This is a genomic window from Glaciimonas sp. Gout2, from assembly GCF_035018905.1.
In the GTDB taxonomy this organism is placed as follows: Bacteria; Pseudomonadota; Gammaproteobacteria; order Burkholderiales; family Burkholderiaceae_D; genus Glaciimonas.
The window spans coordinates 74366-95351 of sequence record NZ_JASJXA010000010.1 but is presented as its reverse complement, the minus strand read 5'-3'; the positions used below and the strand labels follow the sequence as shown (position 1 = coordinate 95351).

18 protein-coding genes are annotated in these 20986 nt (G+C 49.2%); 8 read left to right on the top strand and 10 right to left on the bottom strand.

The window, feature by feature from the left end:
* Positions 1-40: 40 nt before the first annotated feature.
* From QN379_RS09555 to QN379_RS09525, 7 genes are all read right to left on the bottom strand, one after another.
* A complete protein-coding gene (locus tag QN379_RS09555) occupies positions 41-682 on the bottom strand; it encodes a sterol-binding protein (RefSeq protein ID WP_322233459.1) in 642 nt (213 codons plus the stop codon).
* Positions 683-947: 265 nt separating this feature from the next.
* Positions 948-1871, bottom strand: a complete 924-nt coding sequence (locus tag QN379_RS09550; RefSeq protein WP_322233461.1) for a Tim44-like domain-containing protein — start codon at positions 1869-1871, stop codon at positions 948-950.
* Between the two features lie 20 nt (positions 1872-1891).
* Positions 1892-2626 (bottom strand): bifunctional demethylmenaquinone methyltransferase/2-methoxy-6-polyprenyl-1,4-benzoquinol methylase UbiE, encoded by a 735-nt coding sequence (gene ubiE / locus QN379_RS09545; protein WP_322233463.1) that lies wholly within the window; start codon positions 2624-2626, stop codon positions 1892-1894.
* A gap of 192 nt (positions 2627-2818) precedes the next feature.
* Positions 2819-3376, bottom strand: a complete 558-nt coding sequence (locus tag QN379_RS09540; RefSeq protein WP_322233465.1) for a phosphonate degradation HD-domain oxygenase — start codon at positions 3374-3376, stop codon at positions 2819-2821.
* Positions 3377-3563: 187 nt separating this feature from the next.
* The gene (locus tag QN379_RS09535; RefSeq protein ID WP_322233467.1) at positions 3564-3995 is read right to left on the bottom strand and encodes a DUF971 domain-containing protein; all 432 of its coding nucleotides are present in this window, start codon (positions 3993-3995) and stop codon (positions 3564-3566) included.
* A gap of 69 nt (positions 3996-4064) precedes the next feature.
* Entirely contained in the window at positions 4065-4490 is a 426-nt protein-coding gene (locus tag QN379_RS09530) for an HIT family protein (protein WP_322233469.1), read from the bottom strand.
* Positions 4491-4492: 2 nt separating this feature from the next.
* Positions 4493-8509 carry an FAD/FMN-binding oxidoreductase gene (locus QN379_RS09525; RefSeq protein WP_322233471.1) on the bottom strand — a complete coding sequence of 1339 codons (4017 nt, stop codon included), beginning with the start codon at positions 8507-8509 and terminating at the stop codon, positions 4493-4495.
* Positions 8510-8943: 434 nt separating this feature from the next.
* Here QN379_RS09525 and QN379_RS09520 point away from each other — a divergent pair, with 434 nt between their 5' ends.
* The gene (locus tag QN379_RS09520; RefSeq protein ID WP_322233473.1) at positions 8944-9099 is read left to right on the top strand and encodes a hypothetical protein; all 156 of its coding nucleotides are present in this window, start codon (positions 8944-8946) and stop codon (positions 9097-9099) included.
* Positions 9100-9183: 84 nt separating this feature from the next.
* Here the strand turns inward: QN379_RS09520 and QN379_RS09515 are convergent, their stop codons facing one another.
* The gene (locus QN379_RS09515; protein WP_323506539.1) at positions 9184-9675 is read right to left on the bottom strand and encodes a YqaA family protein; all 492 of its coding nucleotides are present in this window, start codon (positions 9673-9675) and stop codon (positions 9184-9186) included.
* Positions 9676-9904: 229 nt separating this feature from the next.
* Here QN379_RS09515 and ilvA point away from each other — a divergent pair, with 229 nt between their 5' ends.
* The 6 genes from ilvA (at position 9905) to rapZ (ending at position 16434) form a co-directional block, all read left to right on the top strand.
* Entirely contained in the window at positions 9905-11431 is a 1527-nt protein-coding gene (ilvA, locus tag QN379_RS09510; RefSeq protein ID WP_322233477.1) for a threonine ammonia-lyase, biosynthetic, read from the top strand.
* Between the two features lie 351 nt (positions 11432-11782).
* The gene (queF, locus tag QN379_RS09505) at positions 11783-12619 is read left to right on the top strand and encodes an NADPH-dependent 7-cyano-7-deazaguanine reductase QueF (RefSeq protein WP_322233479.1); all 837 of its coding nucleotides are present in this window, start codon (positions 11783-11785) and stop codon (positions 12617-12619) included.
* A 237-nt stretch (positions 12620-12856) separates the two neighbouring features.
* Positions 12857-13453 carry a hypothetical protein gene (locus QN379_RS09500; protein WP_323506538.1) on the top strand — a complete coding sequence of 199 codons (597 nt, stop codon included), beginning with the start codon at positions 12857-12859 and terminating at the stop codon, positions 13451-13453.
* A 116-nt stretch (positions 13454-13569) separates the two neighbouring features.
* Entirely contained in the window at positions 13570-14046 is a 477-nt protein-coding gene (locus QN379_RS09495) for a PTS sugar transporter subunit IIA (protein ID WP_322233483.1), read from the top strand.
* Between the two features lie 322 nt (positions 14047-14368).
* Complete coding sequence (gene hprK, locus QN379_RS09490; RefSeq protein ID WP_205323068.1) at positions 14369-15319, top strand: HPr(Ser) kinase/phosphatase; 951 nt, start codon at positions 14369-14371, stop codon at positions 15317-15319.
* Between the two features lie 239 nt (positions 15320-15558).
* Complete coding sequence (rapZ, locus tag QN379_RS09485; protein WP_322233486.1) at positions 15559-16434, top strand: RNase adapter RapZ; 876 nt, start codon at positions 15559-15561, stop codon at positions 16432-16434.
* Positions 16435-16512: 78 nt separating this feature from the next.
* On the opposite strand, the gene mutY is transcribed toward rapZ, so the two are convergent.
* Positions 16513-17622, bottom strand: a complete 1110-nt coding sequence (gene mutY, locus QN379_RS09480) for an A/G-specific adenine glycosylase (protein ID WP_323506555.1) — start codon at positions 17620-17622, stop codon at positions 16513-16515.
* Positions 17623-17942: 320 nt separating this feature from the next.
* Complete coding sequence (gene mutM, locus QN379_RS09475; RefSeq protein ID WP_322233487.1) at positions 17943-18764, bottom strand: bifunctional DNA-formamidopyrimidine glycosylase/DNA-(apurinic or apyrimidinic site) lyase; 822 nt, start codon at positions 18762-18764, stop codon at positions 17943-17945.
* 393 nt (positions 18765-19157) lie between these two features.
* Between mutM and QN379_RS09470 the strand changes: the two genes are divergently transcribed.
* Positions 19158-20951, top strand: coding sequence for a tetratricopeptide repeat protein (locus QN379_RS09470; RefSeq protein WP_323506537.1), 1794 nt, complete (start codon positions 19158-19160; stop codon positions 20949-20951).
* Positions 20952-20986 lie beyond the last annotated feature (35 nt).

The following is a 20986-nucleotide window of genomic DNA, read 5'->3' as shown; positions in this document are numbered from 1 at the left end:
TATTACTCCCAATCATCTACACACCTAGATGCTACGGTTTCTAGGCAGAACCGGCATTTATGCGTTCAATACGCTCAATTCGTTTGATCAACCGCTCGACGTCATCGCGTAATATCGTGACCTCTTGCGTAAAATCAGAAACCGCATGCGGGCGTACTAGCAACGGTTTTTCCTCAAGGAAATATTCGGCCACGTTTTCTGCCAACTTTTTGTGCGTCGTCTGCACTGTCTGTAACGTTGACTTTGCCATCGAGACCAGGCGCGTGGCGGCAATATCACCGAACAACTTACTCAGGTCTTGTTCAGCATCCCACCGCAAACCTAAGCCAACTTGAGAAATCGCATTAGCGAAGTCTGCATCGCCTTCAATAGTGACATAAGAAAATGCTCGTTCGGGATTTTGCGCCATTAATGGCAAATCCGACAATTTCATCCGTATGGTGACATTTGGGGCCAAAATGGATGCTGATGCTGATGCTGATGCTGATGCTGATGCCGATGCCGATTCCACTTTCGTAACTGGTGCCTGCAAGAAGCCGTCTGGCGTAATTTGCCACTTCAGCACTATTGCACCACTATCGATGTAAGCGATCTTGTCAGCATGCGCGGCAAGTTTACGCTGAGCCCAAGGTTCTTGGGTAAGCAAATGGTTAACAGCTGCGGTAAGAGGCGTAAAGTTCAAGGGAAAAGTCCTGGTCACAAAACAAAACCGCCCGTGACAATTCACGGGCGGTCTAAGTTTATCAGAAGCTGTTTAAAACTGACGGCGCATCTCGCATCAGAGCGCTACTTATAGGAAAACGCTTAACCAAAAACGTCTCCGTCCATTCAGGCGGGTCTTCCGTCAATACGTCATCGGTACATCGCTGCGCGGCGTATTGGGCGTACAACAGTGCAAAAAACCATAATGTCACTGAATCCGTATTGCACCGTTCTAAACAACGCACTTAATTGACTTGCTGAATCCCCGCCAAAATCCAACCGCCCGGCCCCGACACTGGCTTCGATAGATTCCAGACTTCTGTGAACGGCTCGGCTGACGCTTCCGGTGCTTCTTTAATCAAGCCACTGAATTTAACGCTGGCAAGATAATGATCATTCACCGTTTCGATGCCCATTAGCTCGCCATCGAGTTGCACCACGTCCGTGTTATTGGCTGACGCGCCGCGTTCTTGCAGTTGCATTTTTAACTCGCCGAACATTTCTGGCGAAGTAAACTCTCGTATATCACTGGTGTCAGCTTTATCCCACGCGGCTTGCAGACGGATGAAATAGGTTTTTGCACTCCGCACGAAGCCAGGAACGTCGAAATCTGCTGGAACGCCCCAAGGGGCGCTAGCATGTCCGGCGACCGGCGTGTCAGTTTGAAACGCCGCTGGTCGCGCCGGTTCGAGGCGTGAGCCTATTTCCGGCGTGAAACCTGTATTGTTATTATCGTTAGCGGCACGCGTACTTCCAGGGCTATCGGAATAGGCATTTGGATAGGCTGGCGCGGGATCGCTATTTCGGCGCATTACCATGCGGACCACAAAAATCACAACAAACGCTAATAAAATGATCATCAGGAATGATCCGCCAACACCGCCCATACCAAAATGGGACATCAAAGCGCCCAAACCCAAGCCTAACAATGCGCCGCCGATGATGCCTCTCAATGGACTGGCAGGTTTAGGGGCTACGCCGGGCGCTGCCGCTGGTGCAGCAGGGCGAGCGAAATTTTGTTGCGATGGACTACTCGGCACTGAGCGTGAAATCCCGGAAGACTGTTTGCCGAACGAACCGCCACCGCCCAATCGTCGAGCTTCTGCACTTGATATCGTCAGCGACAACGCACTGACAATCAACATTAATATCACTAATAATTTTTTCATGCTGCCTCCTGGCAGAGTACTTACAGTTTGATCCCGGTGTGCAACGCAGCCACACCAGCGGTTAAATTAAAATACTGGACACGCGCAAGCCCCGCATCCTGCATCATTTTTTTCAGCGTTTCCTGATCTGGATGCATACGGATTGACTCGGCCAGATAGCGGTAACTTTCAGCGTCGTTGGCAATTTTTTTGCCCAACCAGGGTAATACTGAAAACGAATACACGTCATAAGGCTTTTTCAATTGCTCACAGACTTTCGAAAATTCCAGCACCAACAGTTTGCCGCCCGGCTTAAGAACACGGCGCATTTCTGACAACGCCACATCCTTATGGGTCATATTGCGCAAACCAAAGGCAACTGACACGCGATCAAAGTAATTGTCCGGAAATGGCAATTTCTCGGCATCACAAAGCAAAGTGGGGGTTGATAACCCAGTATTCAAGACGCGATCGCGTCCAACTCGCAGCATTGACTCATTGATGTCGGTTAACCAAACTTCACCGCTCGGCCCAGCGCGTTTAGCGAAGGCTTTAGCCAGATCGCCGGTTCCACCAGCAATATCCAACACTTTAAATCCGGGACGTATGGCAGCCTGCGCGATTGTGAACGCTTTCCATAGCCGATGCATGCCAGCCGACATCAAATCGTTCATGACGTCATATTTAGCCGCGACCGAATGAAAAACTTCGGCGACTTTATGCACCTTGTCTTCTTCAGCGACAGTTTTGTAACCGAAATGGGTAGTATTGGTCATATCGATAACCTTATTAAGACAGGGTTGCATTATACAAGCCCGCTGTAGATGTTGTTGTCAAAGAGAGAATCGAAGACAATTACTTGTAGAGGCAGTTTCCTACCCGAAGCGAGGTCGTGCAGCTTAATCAATAGGCTTAAACACCCTCTGGTCCAGACATGCGTTCCATCCGCTTTAGGGAACATCGCGCCATTAGCTGGTAACTTTAGTTAATGCGCAATCAGCCATCAACGTAGCAAAATAAGGCATCGCTGGCGTAACCATATCAGCGTCCTTAGCCAAATCATCCCACAAACGCAAGCTAACGGCATCTGCGGCGTAAGGGCGCGCGATAAACTCTGCCGCGGCGTGGGTGGAAAATACGCCGCCTTGCAGGGCAAGACTCCGCTTGGAATCGTCCGATAGCTGGTCGTAATAGGTTGAATCGATCGCACACAAATAGCGTTTGGCATCCACGTGCATGCGAATCGGCTCTAACACCGCAGGGCTAAACAAACCCCGCAAATAAGGAATGGCAAAATATTGATGGGTATCGTCGATTCCACGTTCCGATGGTGTCTCGCCCTGAGGGTTGAGCAAGTGTCCCAGATCGTGCAGTAAAGCGGCGCAGATCAGTTCTGACGTTGCACCGGCCTGTGCCGCAAGTGTTGCCGTTTGCAAAGCATGTTCACGCTGCGATACCGGTTCGCCCGAATACATAGCGTGGCCTCCGTCTTCAAACAGCCCGCAAATTTCTGGTATCGACAGCATTGAATTTAGCCTCAGTGAGTACACAGCTACACGAAAATATCTTCAAATAATATCCGTCCTGAATGGCCAATTTGTACGAACATGCCCTCCTTGGCAACACTATTTTAAGCCTCGTCGCGATACATTGCTGCCGCTAAGCCTAACAGTAGCAGGACCAATAACTGTATTGGCATGCAATCGTTAAGACTTAACCGCAACCATGGCCGCCTGCCTTTTTGGCAGTCATCGATAAATCCCGCCCCGCATCACGTCCGTGCCCGGCATCGTCCAAACGACGCAAATATTCTTCCCAGAGCGCATCTTGTTCCTGACCTAATTTATATAAATAGGCCCACGTAAAAATACCGCTTTCATGACCATCCGAAAAGGTCGGTTTAACGGCGTAGTTACCAACCGGATCAAGCGCTGCCAAGGTAATACCGCGCTTGCCTGTTTGCAATGTTTCCTGACCTTCGCCGTGACCTTGTACATCGGCCGAAGGCGAATAGACGCGCATCATTTCAAACGGCAACGAGAACGTCTTACCGTCATCAAAAACGACTTCCAATACGCCTGATTTTTGATGGGCGGTAAATGATACGGGAATCGGAGTAGGAGCAGATTGTTTGGAGCCGAGCATGGTGTATCCGTATATAAATTAAAGTGCGACGTATTAATGTGAAAATTAATGCAAACCAAAAGGTGCGTATTAAAGTTGCAAAAGCGCTGCTCGCAATGACGGCAATAACGCCTGACGGGCGGCCAGCACAGCCGAGGGTGTCGTTTGTTGAATCGTTCCCCATACTGGTTGCGGGAAATGCACGTCATCCAAATAGCGCGGAATCACATGCCAATGCACATGCGGCGTCATGTTGCCGAAGCAAGCAAGATTGATTTTTTCCGGCTGCATGACCGCCCTTATCGCCTGCTCAACTCGCCATATAGCGCGCATCAAACCATCACGATCGTCAGCGGACAAATCGGTCATTTCCTTCACATGCGCATGCCAGATAACCCGACAAAATCCTGGATATTGGGCATCATCGACCAATACCACGCGATATTTGTCGTTACGAGAGAGCACTTCTCCGCCCTCGCTTGCGCACAATTCACAACCCGCAGAACTGGCCGTCATGGTTATACCAACACGCGTTCTATGCCGCCGCTATTGGCGCGGTTGACGTAATCCGGCAACCAGTTTTCGCCCAATAAATGCTTCGCCATTTCGACCACGATGTAATCTGCAGTCGTGCCGGAGTCATCGTTGTAACGCGTTAGCCCTTGCAAACAAGATGGGCACGATGTCAGAATTTTGACTTCGCCGGTGAAACCATCCGCGCGCACTTTATCCGCACCGCTGATCATCTCTTCTTCCTTGCGGAAGCGCACTTGCGTTGATACGTCCGGACGGCTCACGCCAAAAGTACCGGATTCACCACAGCAGCGATCATTTTTCTCGATCTTCTGATTGTCTATAGTCGTGATTAACGCATTCACGGTTTTCAGTGGGTCTTGCAACTTCATCGGCGAATGGCAAGGGTCGTGATACATATAACGCGTGCCGTTAACACCTTCCAGTTTAAGATTTTTTTCCAGCAAATATTCATGGATATCGATGATGCGACAGCCGGGGAATATTTTCTCAAACTCATAACCCTGAAGTTGATCATAGCAAGTACCGCAAGACACGATGACAGTTTTGATGTCGAGGTAATTTAAGGTGTTCGCCATCCGATGAAACAACACCCGATTATCGGTGATGATCTTCTCGGCTTTGTCGAAATCGCCAGAACCACGTTGCGGGTAACCACAGCACAAATAGCCAGGTGGCAACACCGTTTGTACGCCAACGTGCCACAACATTGCTTGCGTCGCCAGACCAACTTGCGAGAACAGGCGTTCCGAACCGCAACCGGGGAAGTAAAACACTGCTTCGGTTTCGGCCGTCGTTGTCTGCGGGTCCCGAATGATCGGAATCACTTTATCGTCTTCAATATCCAGTAACGCGCGCGCGGTCTTCTTCGGCAAATTACCTGGCATTTTCTTGTTAATAAAGTGAATGACCTGTTCTTTAATTGGTGCTTTGCCAATCGTTGACGGTGGCGCTTTAGTCTGCTTTTTGGCAAACTTTTTCAGCACTTCGTTACCTAGTCGTTGTGCCTTAAAGCCCCAATCGGTCATCACTTTGCGGGTCATGTTGATCGTCGCAGGATCTTTGGCATTCAGGAAAAACATCGCCGCTGTCGTGCCCGGATTAAACGATTTTTTGTCCATCTTACGCAGCAGATTACGCATGTTCATCGACACTTCACCAAAGTCGATATCGACCGGACAAGGCGTCAAACACTTGTGACAGACGGTGCAATGATCCGCGACGTCTTCAAACTCTTCCCAATGCTTGATCGAAATGCCGCGCCGTGTCTGCTCTTCATATAAGAAGGCTTCGACCAGCAACGAAGTCGCCAGAATCTTATTGCGAGGCGAGTACAGCAAGTTGGCGCGAGGCACGTGCGTTGCACAAACCGGCTTGCACTTACCGCAGCGCAAGCAATCCTTGATACTCGTAGCAATCGCGCCGATGTCGCTTTGCTGCATGATCAGCGATTCGTGTCCCATCAAGCCGAACGACGGCGTGTAAGCATTGCTTAAATCAGCTTCAAGGCCCGGCAAATTCAGTAATTTACCTTTGTTAAAACGTCCTTCTGGATCGACGCGTAATTTGTAATCGCGGAAATCCTTGATTTCATCTTCGGTCAAAAACTCCAGCTTGGTAATGCCGATGCCATGCTCACCCGAAATCACGCCATCCAGCGAACGCGCCAACTTCATAATGCGCGCAACTGCAGCGTGTGCGTCCTGCAACATGTCGTAGTGATCGGAGTTCACCGGCAAGTTGGTATGGACATTGCCATCACCGGCGTGCATGTGAAGCGCGACAAATACACGGCCACGCAATACTGTTTTATGAATAGCCGTGCATTCGTCCAATATCAACTTGAACGCGCCACCATTGAAAATCTGGCGCAATTGCGCACGGACTTCCTGCTTCCAGGAGATGCTGACGGTGCGGTCCTGAACCACGTCAAATAAACGTGCATCGGGTTGCTGAATCAAGCGCTGCTCAAACACCGCACTTAATTTATCCAGACCCAATGCTGCTAATTCCGCCTTTACGTCGGCCAGCGGTGCATCCAGTTGCTGCAAAAGATACGTCCAGCGCAGCTTCGCCTTTGCCAGCAAATCCTGCGCTTGAGGAACCCGTTGTTCCATCAACTCTGCGCCAGCGATATCATCGCCATCGGACTCTTCGCTTTTACCCAAAGGCAAATTACCTTTGGCAAAAAAGACTTGCAATTGATCTAACAACTGCAACTTGTTTTTGATCGATAACTCAATATTGATGCGTTCGATACCGTCGGTGTATTCGCCCATCCGATTGAGCGGAATGACCACGTCTTCATTAATTTTAAAGGCGTTGGTATGCTTGGAAATAGCCGCGGTACGTGAGCGATCGAGCCAGAATTTCTTCCGCGCTTCTGGACTAACGGCAACAAACCCTTCACCAACACGGTTATTCGCCAGACGCACGACTTCCGACGCTGCGTGTGCGACAGCGTTTTCATCGTCACCCACAATGTCGCCAAACAAGGCCATTTTCGGCAACACGCCGCGCTTGGACTTGGTCGAATAACCGACTGCGCGCAAATACCGCTCATCGAGATGTTCAAGACCGGCGAGGCGAATCGACGTAAATCCTTCGCCTTTTGCGGGAAGACCGTCGAGATAGTTTTTGATCTCAACGATCGATGGAATCGCATCGCGTGCCTGACCGAAAAACTCCAGACAGACGGTACGGGTGAACTTTGGCATTTTATGCAAAATCCACACGCCGGACGTGATCAGCCCGTCGCAACCTTCCTTTTGAATACCAGGCAAACCGGCTAAAAATTTATCCGTAACATCCTTGCCTAAACCCTCCTTGCGGAAAGTGCCGCCGGGTATTTCAAGAATTTCAGTCTTGAACGTCGCTTCTGCCGGATGTCCTTTTGCCGCCGGATGCCGCCATTCCAGTTTAAAACGCGCTAAAGGCGTGTCATGAATTTTGCCAAGATTGTGATCCAGTCGCGTGACATCCAGCCAATCGCCGTTTGGATCGACCATGCGCCAGCTTGCCAAATTATCAATGGCAGTGCCCCATAACAAGGCCTTTTTACCACCCGCATTCATGGCAATATTGCCGCCGATGCAGGATGCGGATGCCGAGGTTGGGTCAACCGCAAAAACGAAACCGGCCTTTTCAGCCGCATCCGCTACGCGCTTGGTTACTACACCAGCGCCGGAGAAAATAGTCGCGTATTCCGTTTGCAGACCTGGCAATACAGCCATTTCCACTTCGCCGAGTTGTTCCAGCTTTTCGGTATTGATTACTGCTGAAAACGGTGTGAGCGGAATCGCACCGCCCGTGTAACCGGTGCCGCCGCCACGCGGAATAATGGTCAGACCGAGTTCGATACAACCTTTGACCAGTCCCGCCATCTCATCTTCGCTGTCGGGTGTCAGGACCACAAACGGATACTCAACGCGCCAGTCGGTAGCATCTGTTACGTGCGATACACGTGACAGTCCGTCGAACTTGATGTTGTCTTTGGCGGTATAGCGCCCCAAAATTTTATTGGTGCGTTTACGCAAATCATAAGTCTGACGGAACTCGTCCGAAAATTTGCTAATAGCCAAACGTGCAGCCTCGACCAATGCTTCCACCTTGGCGCTACGGCGGATCGCGTCGTCGTCATGATCTTGCGCGTGTGCGATATCCAGACGACGCTTATCGACTTCTGCCAAACGATGGTTCAGCGCGTCAATCAGCGCCTGCCGACGTTTTGGATTGTCGAGCATATCGTCTTGCAAATAGGGATTGCGACGTACGACCCAAATATCGCCCAAGACTTCGTACAGCATACGTGCTGAGCGACCGGTCTGACGTTTGGAACGTAATTCATCGAGCAACGCCCACGAAGCTTCACCGAGGAGCCGAATGACAATTTCACGATCTGAAAAAGAGGTGTAATTGTAGGGAATCTCGCGCACGCGCGTAGGGGTTGCACCGTGTGGTGCATCTGATACTAGAGCTTGGATTTGTACTGGGGCGTTCATTTATATAGAGAGTGTAGGCTGCCGCTGAGTAAGCATTTTAGCCTATAGCGAAGAGTCGCGACGACAAGCTAGTGTTTGTGCGACATCAATTTGTGCATGGCCGCAATTTCAGCATCAAAATCCGTAGATTAGAATGGTTAAAATGATAACTAAAATCGCATTTGTGAAAAATTATATCTCTACAAAAATAATAGATTGCGTCATAGCAATAAGCAATTGAATCGATAAAAACAATCAACTATTAATAATTAATAGTTTTATTCTATAATTAATGTATCGCACAATCATACGAAAGCAATTATGTGGCATCAATTTATGATCGTCATCTTCGACAACGTTGCTGTCACACTCGCCGAATACGCCGAGTGCAAAGGCTAGCAGTCGGCTTATTCAGCTTAACGCTATAACCTTTCTCATTGAACTGGAGTCTAAACATGCGCACTCGTCATCAAGTACTTACCAATCGCTACTCTGGCCTTTCTCACTTGCTAAGCGCACAACCTTGGCAAGTCCGTATCGTGCCGCCACTGGTCATGTTGTTGATCACTCCCGCATTGGCTGGCATCTTTCTGCATGGACTTATCGTATAAACAATCCGTTTCATCTGGTTAGCAATGCGTGATACGTATTATTTATACACCAGAATTACGCCATTAATTCAGAATATGGCGCTGTTAAAACAGCCAGTGCGCGAGCTGCCGCCAGAATCCATCCGGTAATGACATAAGTATCCATGTCATAGCGATATAACGTAAAAATTTGCCGATTGCCATATACATGACGCTTGGCCAGAACGGCAAATGCAACCAACCTGCCAAAGTGCAAATGGGGTCGCCGATAATCGGTAACCAGCTCAATAGCATCGTTTTTGGGCCGTAATGCTCCAACCAATGGAACCAACGACTTTTGCGTTCGCGTGCAAATGCCTGCTTGGCGCTGTACCCCATCCAATAGTCCAATGCGCCACCGAGTGTATTCCCAGCGGTGGCGACCACGATGACGGACCAATAAAGCGCACCGTTAGCTTTGATGACCGCAAACACGGCGGGCTCTGAGCCCATTGGTAACAAAGTGGCGGATACAAAACTGACGATGAACACCGACCATAACCCAACGGTCGGTATCGCAAGCACGCCTAACGCCCATACAACAGCTGATTCAATCATAAAAATTTAAAAAGAAGGGGTTAAAAAAGGGCGCATGCTTTTAAAACAAGTGCCGAATACCTACCGAAATAACGACTAAATAGCAGCTTATAAAGCCATTCACGCCAACACGCAAAGCGGTCCATTATAATGATCGGCTGTCTACATTTCGGATAGACCTTAAACTTGACCTGGCGCTAGCGATTCAGGAGCTTCCTAATCTGCCGCAGCGCGCTAATTTGACCTGACCATGACTACAGATTATTTGCAGCAAATCTTGACCGCCCGCGTCTATGACGTCGCGCAGGAAACGCCACTTGAACTGGCGCGGACGCTGTCTCTGAAGATGGAGAACCAGATTTATTTCAAGCGCGAAGATATGCATAGCGTGTTTAGTTTTAAATTGCGCGGCGCATATAACAAAATGGCGAGCTTGACTCCGCAGCAACTCAAACGCGGCGTCATTTGTGCGTCCGCGGGTAATCATGCCCAAGGTCTGGCTTTGTCGGCATCTAAACTTGGTTGTCGCGCCATGATCGTTATGCCGACCACAACACCTCTGGTCAAGGTCGATGCTGTACGCGCCCGTGGCGGCGAAGTAGTGCTGTTTGGAGATTCGTACACCGAAGCCTATAACCACGCATTAACGCTGCAGAAAAAACATAAGCTGACCTTTGTGCATCCATTTGATGACCCACACGTCATTGCAGGTCAGGGTACAGTCGGCATGGAAATTCTGCGCCAGCATGCAGCACCAATTCACGCAATTTTCGTCCCTATTGGTGGCGGTGGCTTGATTGCAGGAATCGCCGCCTACGTCAAAGCGGTGCGGCCCGAAATCAAGGTGATCGGCGTCCAGACGGTCGATTCGGATGCGATGGCGCGCAGTCTTAAAGCGGGTCGCCGGATTACTTTAGCCGATGTAGGGCTATTTGCCGACGGCACTGCCGTCAAACTTGTCGGGGAAGAAACGTTTCGTCTCGCCAAACTGTATGTCGATGAAGTCATTCTGGTCGACACATTCGCAGTTTGTACCGCCATTAAAGATGTATTTCAGGACACGCGAAGTATTCTAGAACCATCCGGAGCGTTGTCAGTAGCCGGTGCCAAAGCCTATATCGAGCGCGCTAAAGGCACCCGCAAGCCGATTAAAAATCAAGTGCTGATTACCATCGCTTCCGGTGCCAATATGAACTTTGATCGGTTGCGATTCGTCTCTGAAATGGCAGATATCGGCCAATCGCGCGAAGCGGTATTTGCCGTCACGATACCAGAGGAACGCGGAAGTTTCGGTCGTTTTTGCAAATTGGTTGGTGATCGCAACGTCACTGAATTCAACTATCGCATCAGTGACGAAAAAGCTGCGCACGTTTTTGTCGGCGTGCAAACCTCAACGTACGATGAGTCTGGACAGATCGCCAAAAATTTCGAGAAGCATGGTTTCAGCACGCTTGATCTGACCCATGATGAACTAGCCAAAGTACATATCCGCCATCTGGTTGGTGGCAAAAGTGCGCTGGCGCATGATGAGTTGCTATATCGCTTTGAATTTCCTGAGCGTCCGGGCGCGCTGACGCGCTTTCTTGACTGTATGGCACCAAACTGGAATATAAGCCTATTCCATTATCGGAGCCAAGGTGGCGACGTTGGCCGTATCTTAATTGGCCTGCAAGTGCCGAAAAAGGAAATGAAAGCATTCCGTGGCTTCCTGGATAATCTAGGTTATCGCTATTGGGATGAAAGTGAGAACCCTGTCTATAAACTGTTTTTGGGATAAACTATATCTGGAATAAAGTGTCGTGATGGAAAATAATTCGGATCACTACGCAATCCCTTCATCAAAGAAATACAACGTATTTTGTTAACTATTTTTGACCTTAACCAAGGTTCATGTCTGTGTGTTTATTGACCGCCAAGCTTATGTCCTGGCGGTCAAACGGTGAGTCGTTCAATCATTATGCTCGATCATTGCGTTTGATCGTTACTATCAGACCGACAACGACTACCCCGTTAATAGCGCTTCGATAAAGTTTTTTTCAATCTATATTTTCTCAAAATTCTCCATGCCACACTGGAGTTCTGGCTTTGCCGGCAATCGACGAATACGCATTTACGCACCATCAAAATCATGAACGCTCCCATTACGCCAGAATTCTCGCCGTTAGGCAAAGTTGCCACTTACACAGCTGAATACGACCCAACGTTATTGTTTTCTATCGCACGCGCTGGCAAGCGCGAAGAAATCGGGATTCGCGGCGCATTGCCGTTTTTCGGTGTCGATATCTGGAATGCGTATGAAGTATCGTGGCTCAATTTGCGTGGTAAACCGCAAGTAGCCATCGCAACCATCACGGCACCGGCGGACTCCCCGAACATCATCGAATCGAAGTCTTTCAAGCTATATCTGAACTCCTTCAATCAGACAAAATTAGCCGATACCGATGCATTGCTGGCGTTATTGCGTGCCGATTTATCGCTTGGATTTGGTACTACCGTACAGGTAATGCTGACCACAGCGGATGCATTTGCCGCTCAAATGATCAAGGAGCCGCAAGGAATATTGCTAGATCGACTAGATATTGACGTCACCGACTATCAGCCAAAACCATCTTTATTAAAAACCGACCGACATGCCATCCCCGTCAATGAAACACTTATATCGCATTTGCTCAAGTCGAATTGCTTGGTCACCGGGCAACCGGATTGGGGCAGCGTACAAATTCAATATGTCGGTACGCCCATCGATCAGGAAGGCTTACTACAGTACTTAATCAGTTTTCGCGATCACAATGAATTTCATGAACAATGCGTCGAACGCATTTTTATGGACATCATGCAACAGTGCTCGCCTCAAAAATTATCCGTTTATGCGCGTTACACCCGTCGAGGCGGATTGGATATTAATCCTTGGCGTTGCAACTTTTCAGGTCCACCACCATCCAATCGTCGTCTCGCACGTCAGTAGCATCTATTTTTCTTCTATGTACACCTTTGATTGCTCATTGTCGAATCCGCAACTGATGCATCACCTAAATGCATCGTTTAAGGCATAGAACAGTCGCTTCGCCGAAGCACTGTTTTTTGCACCAACACCTGAACAAAAATAAAAACCGATCATCATCGTTATTTTTGCATCCAAAAAATGACGTTGCCGAGTGGGAAATGTTGCTTCCACTTTTTTGCTATTTTTAATGAGTCCCTTATGGTACAAAAAAACTACTTATATTATATAAAAGCTACGATTACTCTGATCATGATGCTTTGCTTTACCGCCTCTTACGCCCAAGAAGCACAAGAAACCAGCGACAGCGCCGGTTGGTGGCAACAAACTAAAAACCGTCTTGGCAACATTACCGACAATGGCGCAGAGGAAGTGTATTTATCCGGCTACGCCTATCATGGTCGGAATACCTACACTGCCGAACGGATCAGGGAGTTGAACGAAAAAGCATGGGGCATAGGCGGTGGGCGCACATTCCGCAATGCTGATGGAAATGACGAATCACTGTATTTTTTCGGGATTCGTGATTCGCACTTTAAACCACAATTAATGGCTGGATACGCCTACGAATGGGTCTTTAATGTGCCAAAAACGCCAATCGAATTTAGCGCTGGTTACACTGCTATGTTAGTCAGTCGCCAAGATTATTTCGGTGGTTTCCCGTTTCCACTGCCTTTGCCAATTGCCGGAATCGGGACAAAAAAAGCGAAATTGATGGCCTCGTATATTCCACGCTTATCCAGCAACAAGGGTAATGGCGATGTACTGTTGTTGTTTGCTCGCTTTGAGGTCGACTAAATAGCTGCTTAAAATATAACGTTTACGTCAACCAATGCGGCAACTAGGTGCTACGAGTCAGATTCAGGCCTATAATTCTGCACAACATCACTACAGTGCAGAAACTGATTCGTAAAATGACTAATCTCGCAAAAATCCTGCCATTACAAAACGTTGTACTGGATCTGGAAGTTTCCAGTAAAAAACGTGCTTTCGAGCAAGCTGGACTCATGTTCGAAAACAATTGCGGCATTGCGCGCTCGACCGTCTCAGACAACCTGTTTGCGCGCGAAAGACTCGGCTCAACCGGGCTTGGTCACGGTGTTGCAGTACCGCACGGACGTGTCAAAGGTTTGAAGGCGCCGCTCGCTGCTTTTGTGCGGTTAGCCCAGCCGATTCCGTTTGAATCACCCGACGGTGAGCCAGTCGGTTTGCTGGTATTTTTGCTCGTCCCGGATCATGCGACGCAACACCATCTTGAAATCCTATCGGAAGTAGCAGAAATGTTTTCCAGCGATACTTTTAGGGAGATACTGAATACCGATCCTGATCCGCTTTCAATTCATGCAAAGCTCATTGGATGGCAGCCAATGAGCGCCGAAAATGCGACCTAAAAGGATGCAAAATAGGCCATGATTAAATGAGATTAAAAAAAAACAATAAATAAACAAGCCTCGATACGCAGTTATAAGGACTTACACAAATTGTACACGCCGGGCATGCAGACGAAAACAATCCTAAGATAAGTCTAATAAAAGAATGTGAAGGCACTGGCAGCACGAAAGACAGTACAAAATATCATGATTTATTTGTAAAAACCGGCGTATTGGGGTGAGCGCATGCAACTCCCGATTGTAGTTAATTCGCGGCGACATCCAGATTAATCGCAGGCGGTCACTCAATGCGCAGCCCTTTAACTGTTCAAACTGCCCTCCTATGCCCTCAAGTACGCCTTTATCCATTCAACAACTATACGAAGACAATCGCGAGTCGCTACAACTCGGCTGGTTTGCCGGTTTTCCGGGCGGCGAACGCCTGATTTCAGGAGATGCGGCATCGGCAGCCGATCAAGTCGGCCATTTGAATCTGATCCATCCCGGACGAATTCAGGTTTTTGGTCATCAGGAAACGCAATACTACAAACGCCTGTCTGAGACGTCACGCGCGTATCAAACGTCAGAGTTGGTCGCTGGTGCGCCACCGGCATTTATCATCGCGCAAGGACTGGCCACGCCGCCCGACATTCTGGATATTTGCGACGAAAAAAATATACCTTTATTCTCGACACCGCTGCCGGCCGCGCAGGTAATCGATTATTTACGCGTCTATTTATCAAAAAAATTAGCACAACGCATCACCATGCATGGCGTATTTATGGACGTACTCGGCGTTGGTGTACTCATTACCGGCGAATCCGGCCTCGGCAAAAGCGAACTTGGGCTTGAACTAATCTCGCGTAGTCACGGCCTGGTGGCTGACGATGCGGTCGAATTTGCCCGCATTGCGCCAAATATGATCGAAGGTCGCTGCCCGCCATTGCTACAAAACCTTTTAGAAGTGCGCGGCTTGGGTCTGCTAGATATCAAAACGATCTTTGGTGAAACTGCGGTCCGCCGCAAAATGCGCCTGAAACTGATCGTCCATCTGGTGCGTCGCGCCACTTTGGAAGAAAACTATGAACGCCTGCCGCTTGATGCGCATTACGATGATGTCCTGGGACTCCCAGTGCGCAAAGTGATCATACCGGTCGCCGCCGGTCGCAATATAGCGGTACTACTCGAAGCGGCGGTGCGCAATACCATTTTGCAATTGCGCGGCATCGACACGCTTAAAGACTTCATCGCGCGCCAACGCGCAGTTATGGACAGCGAAAGCGATATTTATTAAAGTAGTATTCGGGCAAAATAAGCACACGTGAAACGTTGGCGTGCCTCTGCACGCATTCCAAATGTGAAATTATTTCGCCAGATATGTTATGTTTCCCTACCAGACCACGTCCAACAGAGTTGACGCAACCGGTTTCGACGACTCTGATTGGCGCTGTATTGACGCCTGCTTGACCCTTATTTTGCGCAAGCATCTTTAGCAATTTCGGTAAAAACACGACTCATGCGACCTATTAGACTATGCGAATAATTCTCATCACTGGCATTTCCGGCTCCGGAAAATCTGTCGCCCTTCGCGTTTTAGAGGATGCTGGCTACTTCTGCGTCGACAATTTGCCACCGACTTTATTACGGGAATTGGTCGCAACCCGCGTCGACGAGGACATCCAAATGCTCGCAGTTGCCACCGACGCACGTAGCGCCGATTCGTTGGCACGGCTTCCTTCCGATATTAAACAGCTAAAAGCCCAAGGTCATGACGTCAAAGTTATTTTTCTGACCGCCCAAACCGAAGCATTGATCGCACGCTTTTCTGAGACTCGCCGTAGTCATCCGTTATCGCATCGCTTACGTCCCGGCCAGAATCCCTCAGACCGTATGACGCTGACCGAATGCATCATTGGGGAACGTGAGTTGCTGGTAGACATTGAAGGTCTTGGTCATATCATCGACACGTCTGATTTGAGTACCAACAAACTACGCGGCTGGATCAAAGATCTGGTCGATACCGAACACGCCCCGCTGACGTTGCTGTTCGAATCGTTCGCTTTCAAGCATGGCGTGCCACTCGATGCGGATCTGGTGTTTGACGTCCGCATGCTGCCCAATCCACACTACGATCCGGTCCTGCGCCCGTTGAACGGTCGCGATCAACCGGTCATCGATTTTCTTGACGAGTTGCCGCAGGTCGCGGAGTTACTGCACGACATAGCAGGCTTCATCAGCAAATGGCTTCCGTCCTTTAAACAAGACAATCGTAGCTATCTAACGGTCGCGATCGGTTGTACCGGCGGACAACATCGGTCCGTTTATATGGTCGAACATCTTGCCCAACATTTTGAAACGACCGAGCATGTAGTCCGGCGTCATCGACAACTTAGCCACGTTGTCAGTTAATTGAGCGACCTATGTCGTTCAATTAATATCTGATCAGGTTTGATGACGCAGTGGCGCATTAAACATTTCGTAGTGCGCTTACACAAAAAGATCAGCCTGGCGAAACACTGCCAGCAATAATTTTTTGACTGGCGCTGGCAACGGTGCATCTGCTAATTTTTCTGCCGAATACCAAACATACGCTGATTGCGCCGCCATATTAAGTCGGCGTTCAAGCCGGATTTCATAAGGGGAAATCTGAAGCTTGAAATGGGTGAAAACATGCAGGAAAGACTGTAATGGCTCACACGAAGCCACCGTACCAAAGGGGGCTGTCAGCCGCGTCACTGATGATTCAATATCATGCTCCATATCGAACTCTGGCAGCGATAATAATCCGCCCCAAATACCGCTATCTGGTCGTTGCTCCAGAAGTACCTGGTTTCCATCAACAATCACCAACATACCCGTTTGCTTCTCTGGAATTGTCTTTTTCGGCTTACGTACAGGCAACTCCGCCACTCTATTAGTCGCCAGCGCAACGCAACGTTGCGCCAAGGGACAAGCCATACAAGACGGTTTGCTGCGCGTGCAAAGTGTTGCTCCTAAATCCATCAGGCCTTGAGTATAAGATTCGACACCTTGCTCCGGCAACAAATCCACAGCCCGACGCCACATGGGTAACTCAATTTGCTTAGCGCCGGGGTAACCGTCAATACCGAATACGCGAGCGAATACGCGTTTGACATTACCATCCAAAATAGCTGCGCGCACACCGTAGGAAAACGCAACGATGGCCGCAGCGGTCGACCGTCCGATGCCAGGCAAATCTTCTAGCAATAAGGGATCGCTGGGAAATACACCACCGTACTCCGCCACAACGCGCTGCGCGCAGCGATGCAAATTGCGGGCGCGCGTGTAGTAACCCAATCCAGCCCAATGCGCCATCACATCCTCACTCGGCGCTTCTGCCAGACTGTGCAGGCTTGGAAAGCGCACCATAAACTTTTGATAATAAGGAATTACCGCTGTCACTTGTGTCTGCTGAAGCATGATTTCCGAGAGCCAGACCCGATAGGGATCACGCGTATTTTGCCAAGGTAACGCGTGCCGTCCGTGCTGTTTCTGCCATCTAATCACAGCATCAGAAAACGTGGGATCAACGTAATGGACGAGGTGCTGATTGTTGTCTGATAGGGTCTTGCTCACGTCCGCGGCAACGACACCTTCAGCACTATTGGCAGCGATATTATTCGCAATAAGGACGCCATCACTGGCAAGAGAATTCTTCACGACACGCTTCATTTATACGGCTACTTTCAACGATTGTTTTGTGGGTTAAGCCCATCTGGCGGCGCTTATTTATGCGAAGTCAGCCTCAATTTTGCCCCATTCAACGCATTTGCGTCACTCCGATGCAGATTCGATTTTCTATTTAAAACTAGCAATCGGTAACTTCTGGTCTTCGAATAAAGGTCAGTATAGTAAGCGGCTCCGATACGCCGCAGATTAATTGCCATTACTTAATTTTATTTTTGACACGTTTTACAATAAAAAGTCGAACGCTGCCCTTGCTTCATTTGCTCGATCAACGAACCGCAGACCCGACAAGGCTCTCCGGCACGATCATAGACAAAATAACTCTGTTGAAAATAGCCAGAGCGGCCATCAGCACCAACAAAATCCCGCAAAGTGCTGCCGCCTTTTTCGATAGCACGCGCGAGAATATCGCGGATCGCGCTGGCTAATTTAGCATACCGCGCCTTGCCGATCCTCTGTGCGGCAGTCTTTGGATTGATGCCCGCCTCAAATAAACTTTCACACGCATAAATATTGCCAACACCAACAACAATATCTCCAGCCAACAATACCTGCTTGATCGGTGCGCTGCGATGACGTGTTTGGGCGTACAAAATATCGCCTGAAAAAACATCTTCTAACGGTTCCAGTCCAAGCTTGGCCAACAAGACATGCTGCGCAACCGGGCCGTCTTCCATAGCATGCCAGAGTACTGCGCCAAAACGACGTGGGTCGTTCATCCGCATCAACTGCTGACCAACAACTAAATCGAAATGATCATGCTTTTTGGGGAGCGTTGCCAGTGGCAAAATACGCAAATTTCCTGACATGCCAAGGTGAACGATCAAGGTACCATGATCAAAATGAATCAATAAATATTTACCACGTCGGCCCGTACCGCGAACCGTGCGACCGCTCAGACTTAACGACAGTTCCAAGGGAAAAGGCCAACGCAGTCCACTCCGCCGTAACACTACTTCGGTAACCATCTTGCCTTCAATATAAGGCGCGACCCCACGTCTCGTCACTTCAACTTCTGGGAGTTCTGGCATAACGTACACGCATTCAAAAAAGTTAGATGATGATAACCCGATGATATCACTTTGAAAATCAGCCCATTATCTTACTGCGTAGTCACGAGTGACCATCGATTTGGCGCTCACTTCGCAATAAACACACGAACACACCTCAAAATGCCGGGTGCATTTCAGCTATGCCGTTTTTTACGCGACGTTATTGTGAACTTGGAATAGACCAGCGCCGTTAAGGCCGCAAATAGTAAGCGGATTCTAAGATAACGCGTAAACTGCAATCCCGTGGGGCAGTCGCACATTCCGCTCTGGTTGGGCGTAAAATCAAGGCTAACTTTAAAAAGTTTAGCTGCAGCAAACACTGATTTTATTAGAACTGCCCTACAACTCTGCTTTGCTAGTCAGGATAATGCCTTGAAAAAAGCTCTTGCCATTGTAACGCTCTCGACCTTGTTGTCTGCATGTGCAGGCCTGGCGCCAACCAATAGCACCGGTGATACGAAAGATACGCCCACCGAAAAAATGGCGTCGTCTGCGCCAAAATCGGATGACGACACATCCGATGCCAACGTTAAGAAGGCCGATGAGCACCTACCGTTGGTCGAATTAACCAGTGAAATTTTGTTCAAAGAGTTGAGCTCTGAGATCGCATTTCAGCGCGGCAACTGGCAATCAGCCTACGTCACATTAATGAGTGTGGCTAAACAGACCCGCGATCCGCGTCCGGCCCGTCGCGCTGCCGAAATGGCACTCAGCGCCAAACAAGCCGGCGACGCATTGGTCGCCATTCGCTTGTGGCGTGAACTTGCCCCCGATTCAGAAGAGGCAACACAGTATTTTCTCGGCTTCATCATACTGAGCAATAATCTGGCAGAAGCACAGCCAATTTTGGAACAGCGAGTGGCGAATGCCACGCCGCAAACGCGCGGATTGATCATCTTCCAAATTCAGCGTCTGTTAAGTCGCGCGCAAGACAAAGTCGCTGCCATGCGGATGCTCGAAACCATTGTAGCGCCGTATTTAAGCATGCCGGAAGCGCATCTGGCGCTGGCGCAATCAGCTTTCTCGAATGGCGACAGTCCTCGCGCAATCGAAGAAGCCAATCTCGGATTGCAACTGAAACCGGATTCTGAGCTAGCGATCCTGACTGTGGCGCAAGTCGCACCAGACAAAGTAATTGCAGGCAAAGAACTAACCGATTTTCTCGCGTCCCACCCTAAAGCGCGTGAAGTCCGCATCGCCTATGCACGCACTTTGGTCGAACAAAAAGAATACGATAAGGCCCGCGCTCAATTTGAAATATTACTTAAAACTGACAAAGAGGATTTGACCACGCTGTTGGCCCTCGGTTTGCTTAACGCCCAAATTGGCGACACCAAAACGGCCGAAAAATACCTCACCCAATATGTTGATAAACTCGAAACGCATCCAGACGAAAATCGCGATAACACCCAAGCGCTTCAGATTTTGGCCCAAATGGCTGCAGAGCGAAATGATATTGACGGCGCACTCAAATGGCTCGCCAAGGTTGGTCCGGGTGAAGCTTACCTTGACACCCAGTTAAGACGCGCGCAATTAATAGCGAAACGTGGCGATATCGATGGCGCTAGAAAAGTTCTGGCACAAATCGAAACCAATGGCGAGGGCGAAGAAGTTCAGGTTACACAAGTCGACGCACAATTCTTGCGCGATGCGAATCGCAATATAGAAGCGCTACACGTTCTCGAAGTCGCGCTCAAACACTATCCAAAAAATACCGATCTGTTGTACGACTATGCCATGGTGGCGGAGAAACTCGACAAAGTTGCCGTCATGGAGACATCGCTGCGCAAATTGATCGAAATTGCACCTAATAGCCAGCAAGCGTACAACGCACTGGGTTACTCGCTCGCCGAGCGCAATATTCGGCTCCCGGAAGCGTTGGTTCTTATTAAGAAAGCGCTGTCACTTGCCCCTCAAGACCCATTTATTCTCGATAGCATGGGATGGGTAGAATTTCGGATGGGCAATCTGACAGAGGCAGAAGTCCACCTGCGCGCGGCTTACGGTAAATTACCCGATGTTGAAATCGGCGTTCATTTAGGGGAAGTCTTATGGACTACCGGAAAAAAAGAAGAAGCACAAAAGATATGGCGCGAACTCCGGGCCAAAGATCCTAAAAACGCCGCATTAACCAGCACGCTGACACGCCTGCACGTCCGCCTATGATAATGCCTTGGATTGTCCGCCTTTGGCAGCAGAGG

Coding starts and splice junctions, on each gene's coding strand:
- rapZ (WP_322233486.1), top strand. CDS start 15,559: ATGCGAATAATTCTCATCACTGGCATTTCCGGCTCCGGAAAATCTGTC.
- QN379_RS09550 (WP_322233461.1), bottom strand. CDS start 1,871: ATGAAAAAATTATTAGTGATATTAATGTTGATTGTCAGTGCGTTGTCG.
- QN379_RS09525 (WP_322233471.1), bottom strand. CDS start 8,509: ATGAACGCCCCAGTACAAATCCAAGCTCTAGTATCAGATGCACCACAC.
- QN379_RS09500 (WP_323506538.1), top strand. CDS start 12,857: ATGGTACAAAAAAACTACTTATATTATATAAAAGCTACGATTACTCTG.
- QN379_RS09495 (WP_322233483.1), top strand. CDS start 13,570: ATGACTAATCTCGCAAAAATCCTGCCATTACAAAACGTTGTACTGGAT.
- hprK (WP_205323068.1), top strand. CDS start 14,369: ATGCCCTCAAGTACGCCTTTATCCATTCAACAACTATACGAAGACAAT.
- ilvA (WP_322233477.1), top strand. CDS start 9,905: ATGACTACAGATTATTTGCAGCAAATCTTGACCGCCCGCGTCTATGAC.
- QN379_RS09540 (WP_322233465.1), bottom strand. CDS start 3,376: ATGCTGTCGATACCAGAAATTTGCGGGCTGTTTGAAGACGGAGGCCAC.
- ubiE (WP_322233463.1), bottom strand. CDS start 2,626: ATGACCAATACTACCCATTTCGGTTACAAAACTGTCGCTGAAGAAGAC.
- QN379_RS09530 (WP_322233469.1), bottom strand. CDS start 4,490: ATGACGGCCAGTTCTGCGGGTTGTGAATTGTGCGCAAGCGAGGGCGGA.
- QN379_RS09520 (WP_322233473.1), top strand. CDS start 8,944: ATGCGCACTCGTCATCAAGTACTTACCAATCGCTACTCTGGCCTTTCT.
- QN379_RS09515 (WP_323506539.1), bottom strand. CDS start 9,675: ATGATTGAATCAGCTGTTGTATGGGCGTTAGGCGTGCTTGCGATACCG.
- queF (WP_322233479.1), top strand. CDS start 11,783: ATGAACGCTCCCATTACGCCAGAATTCTCGCCGTTAGGCAAAGTTGCC.
- mutM (WP_322233487.1), bottom strand. CDS start 18,764: ATGCCAGAACTCCCAGAAGTTGAAGTGACGAGACGTGGGGTCGCGCCT.
- QN379_RS09535 (WP_322233467.1), bottom strand. CDS start 3,995: ATGCTCGGCTCCAAACAATCTGCTCCTACTCCGATTCCCGTATCATTT.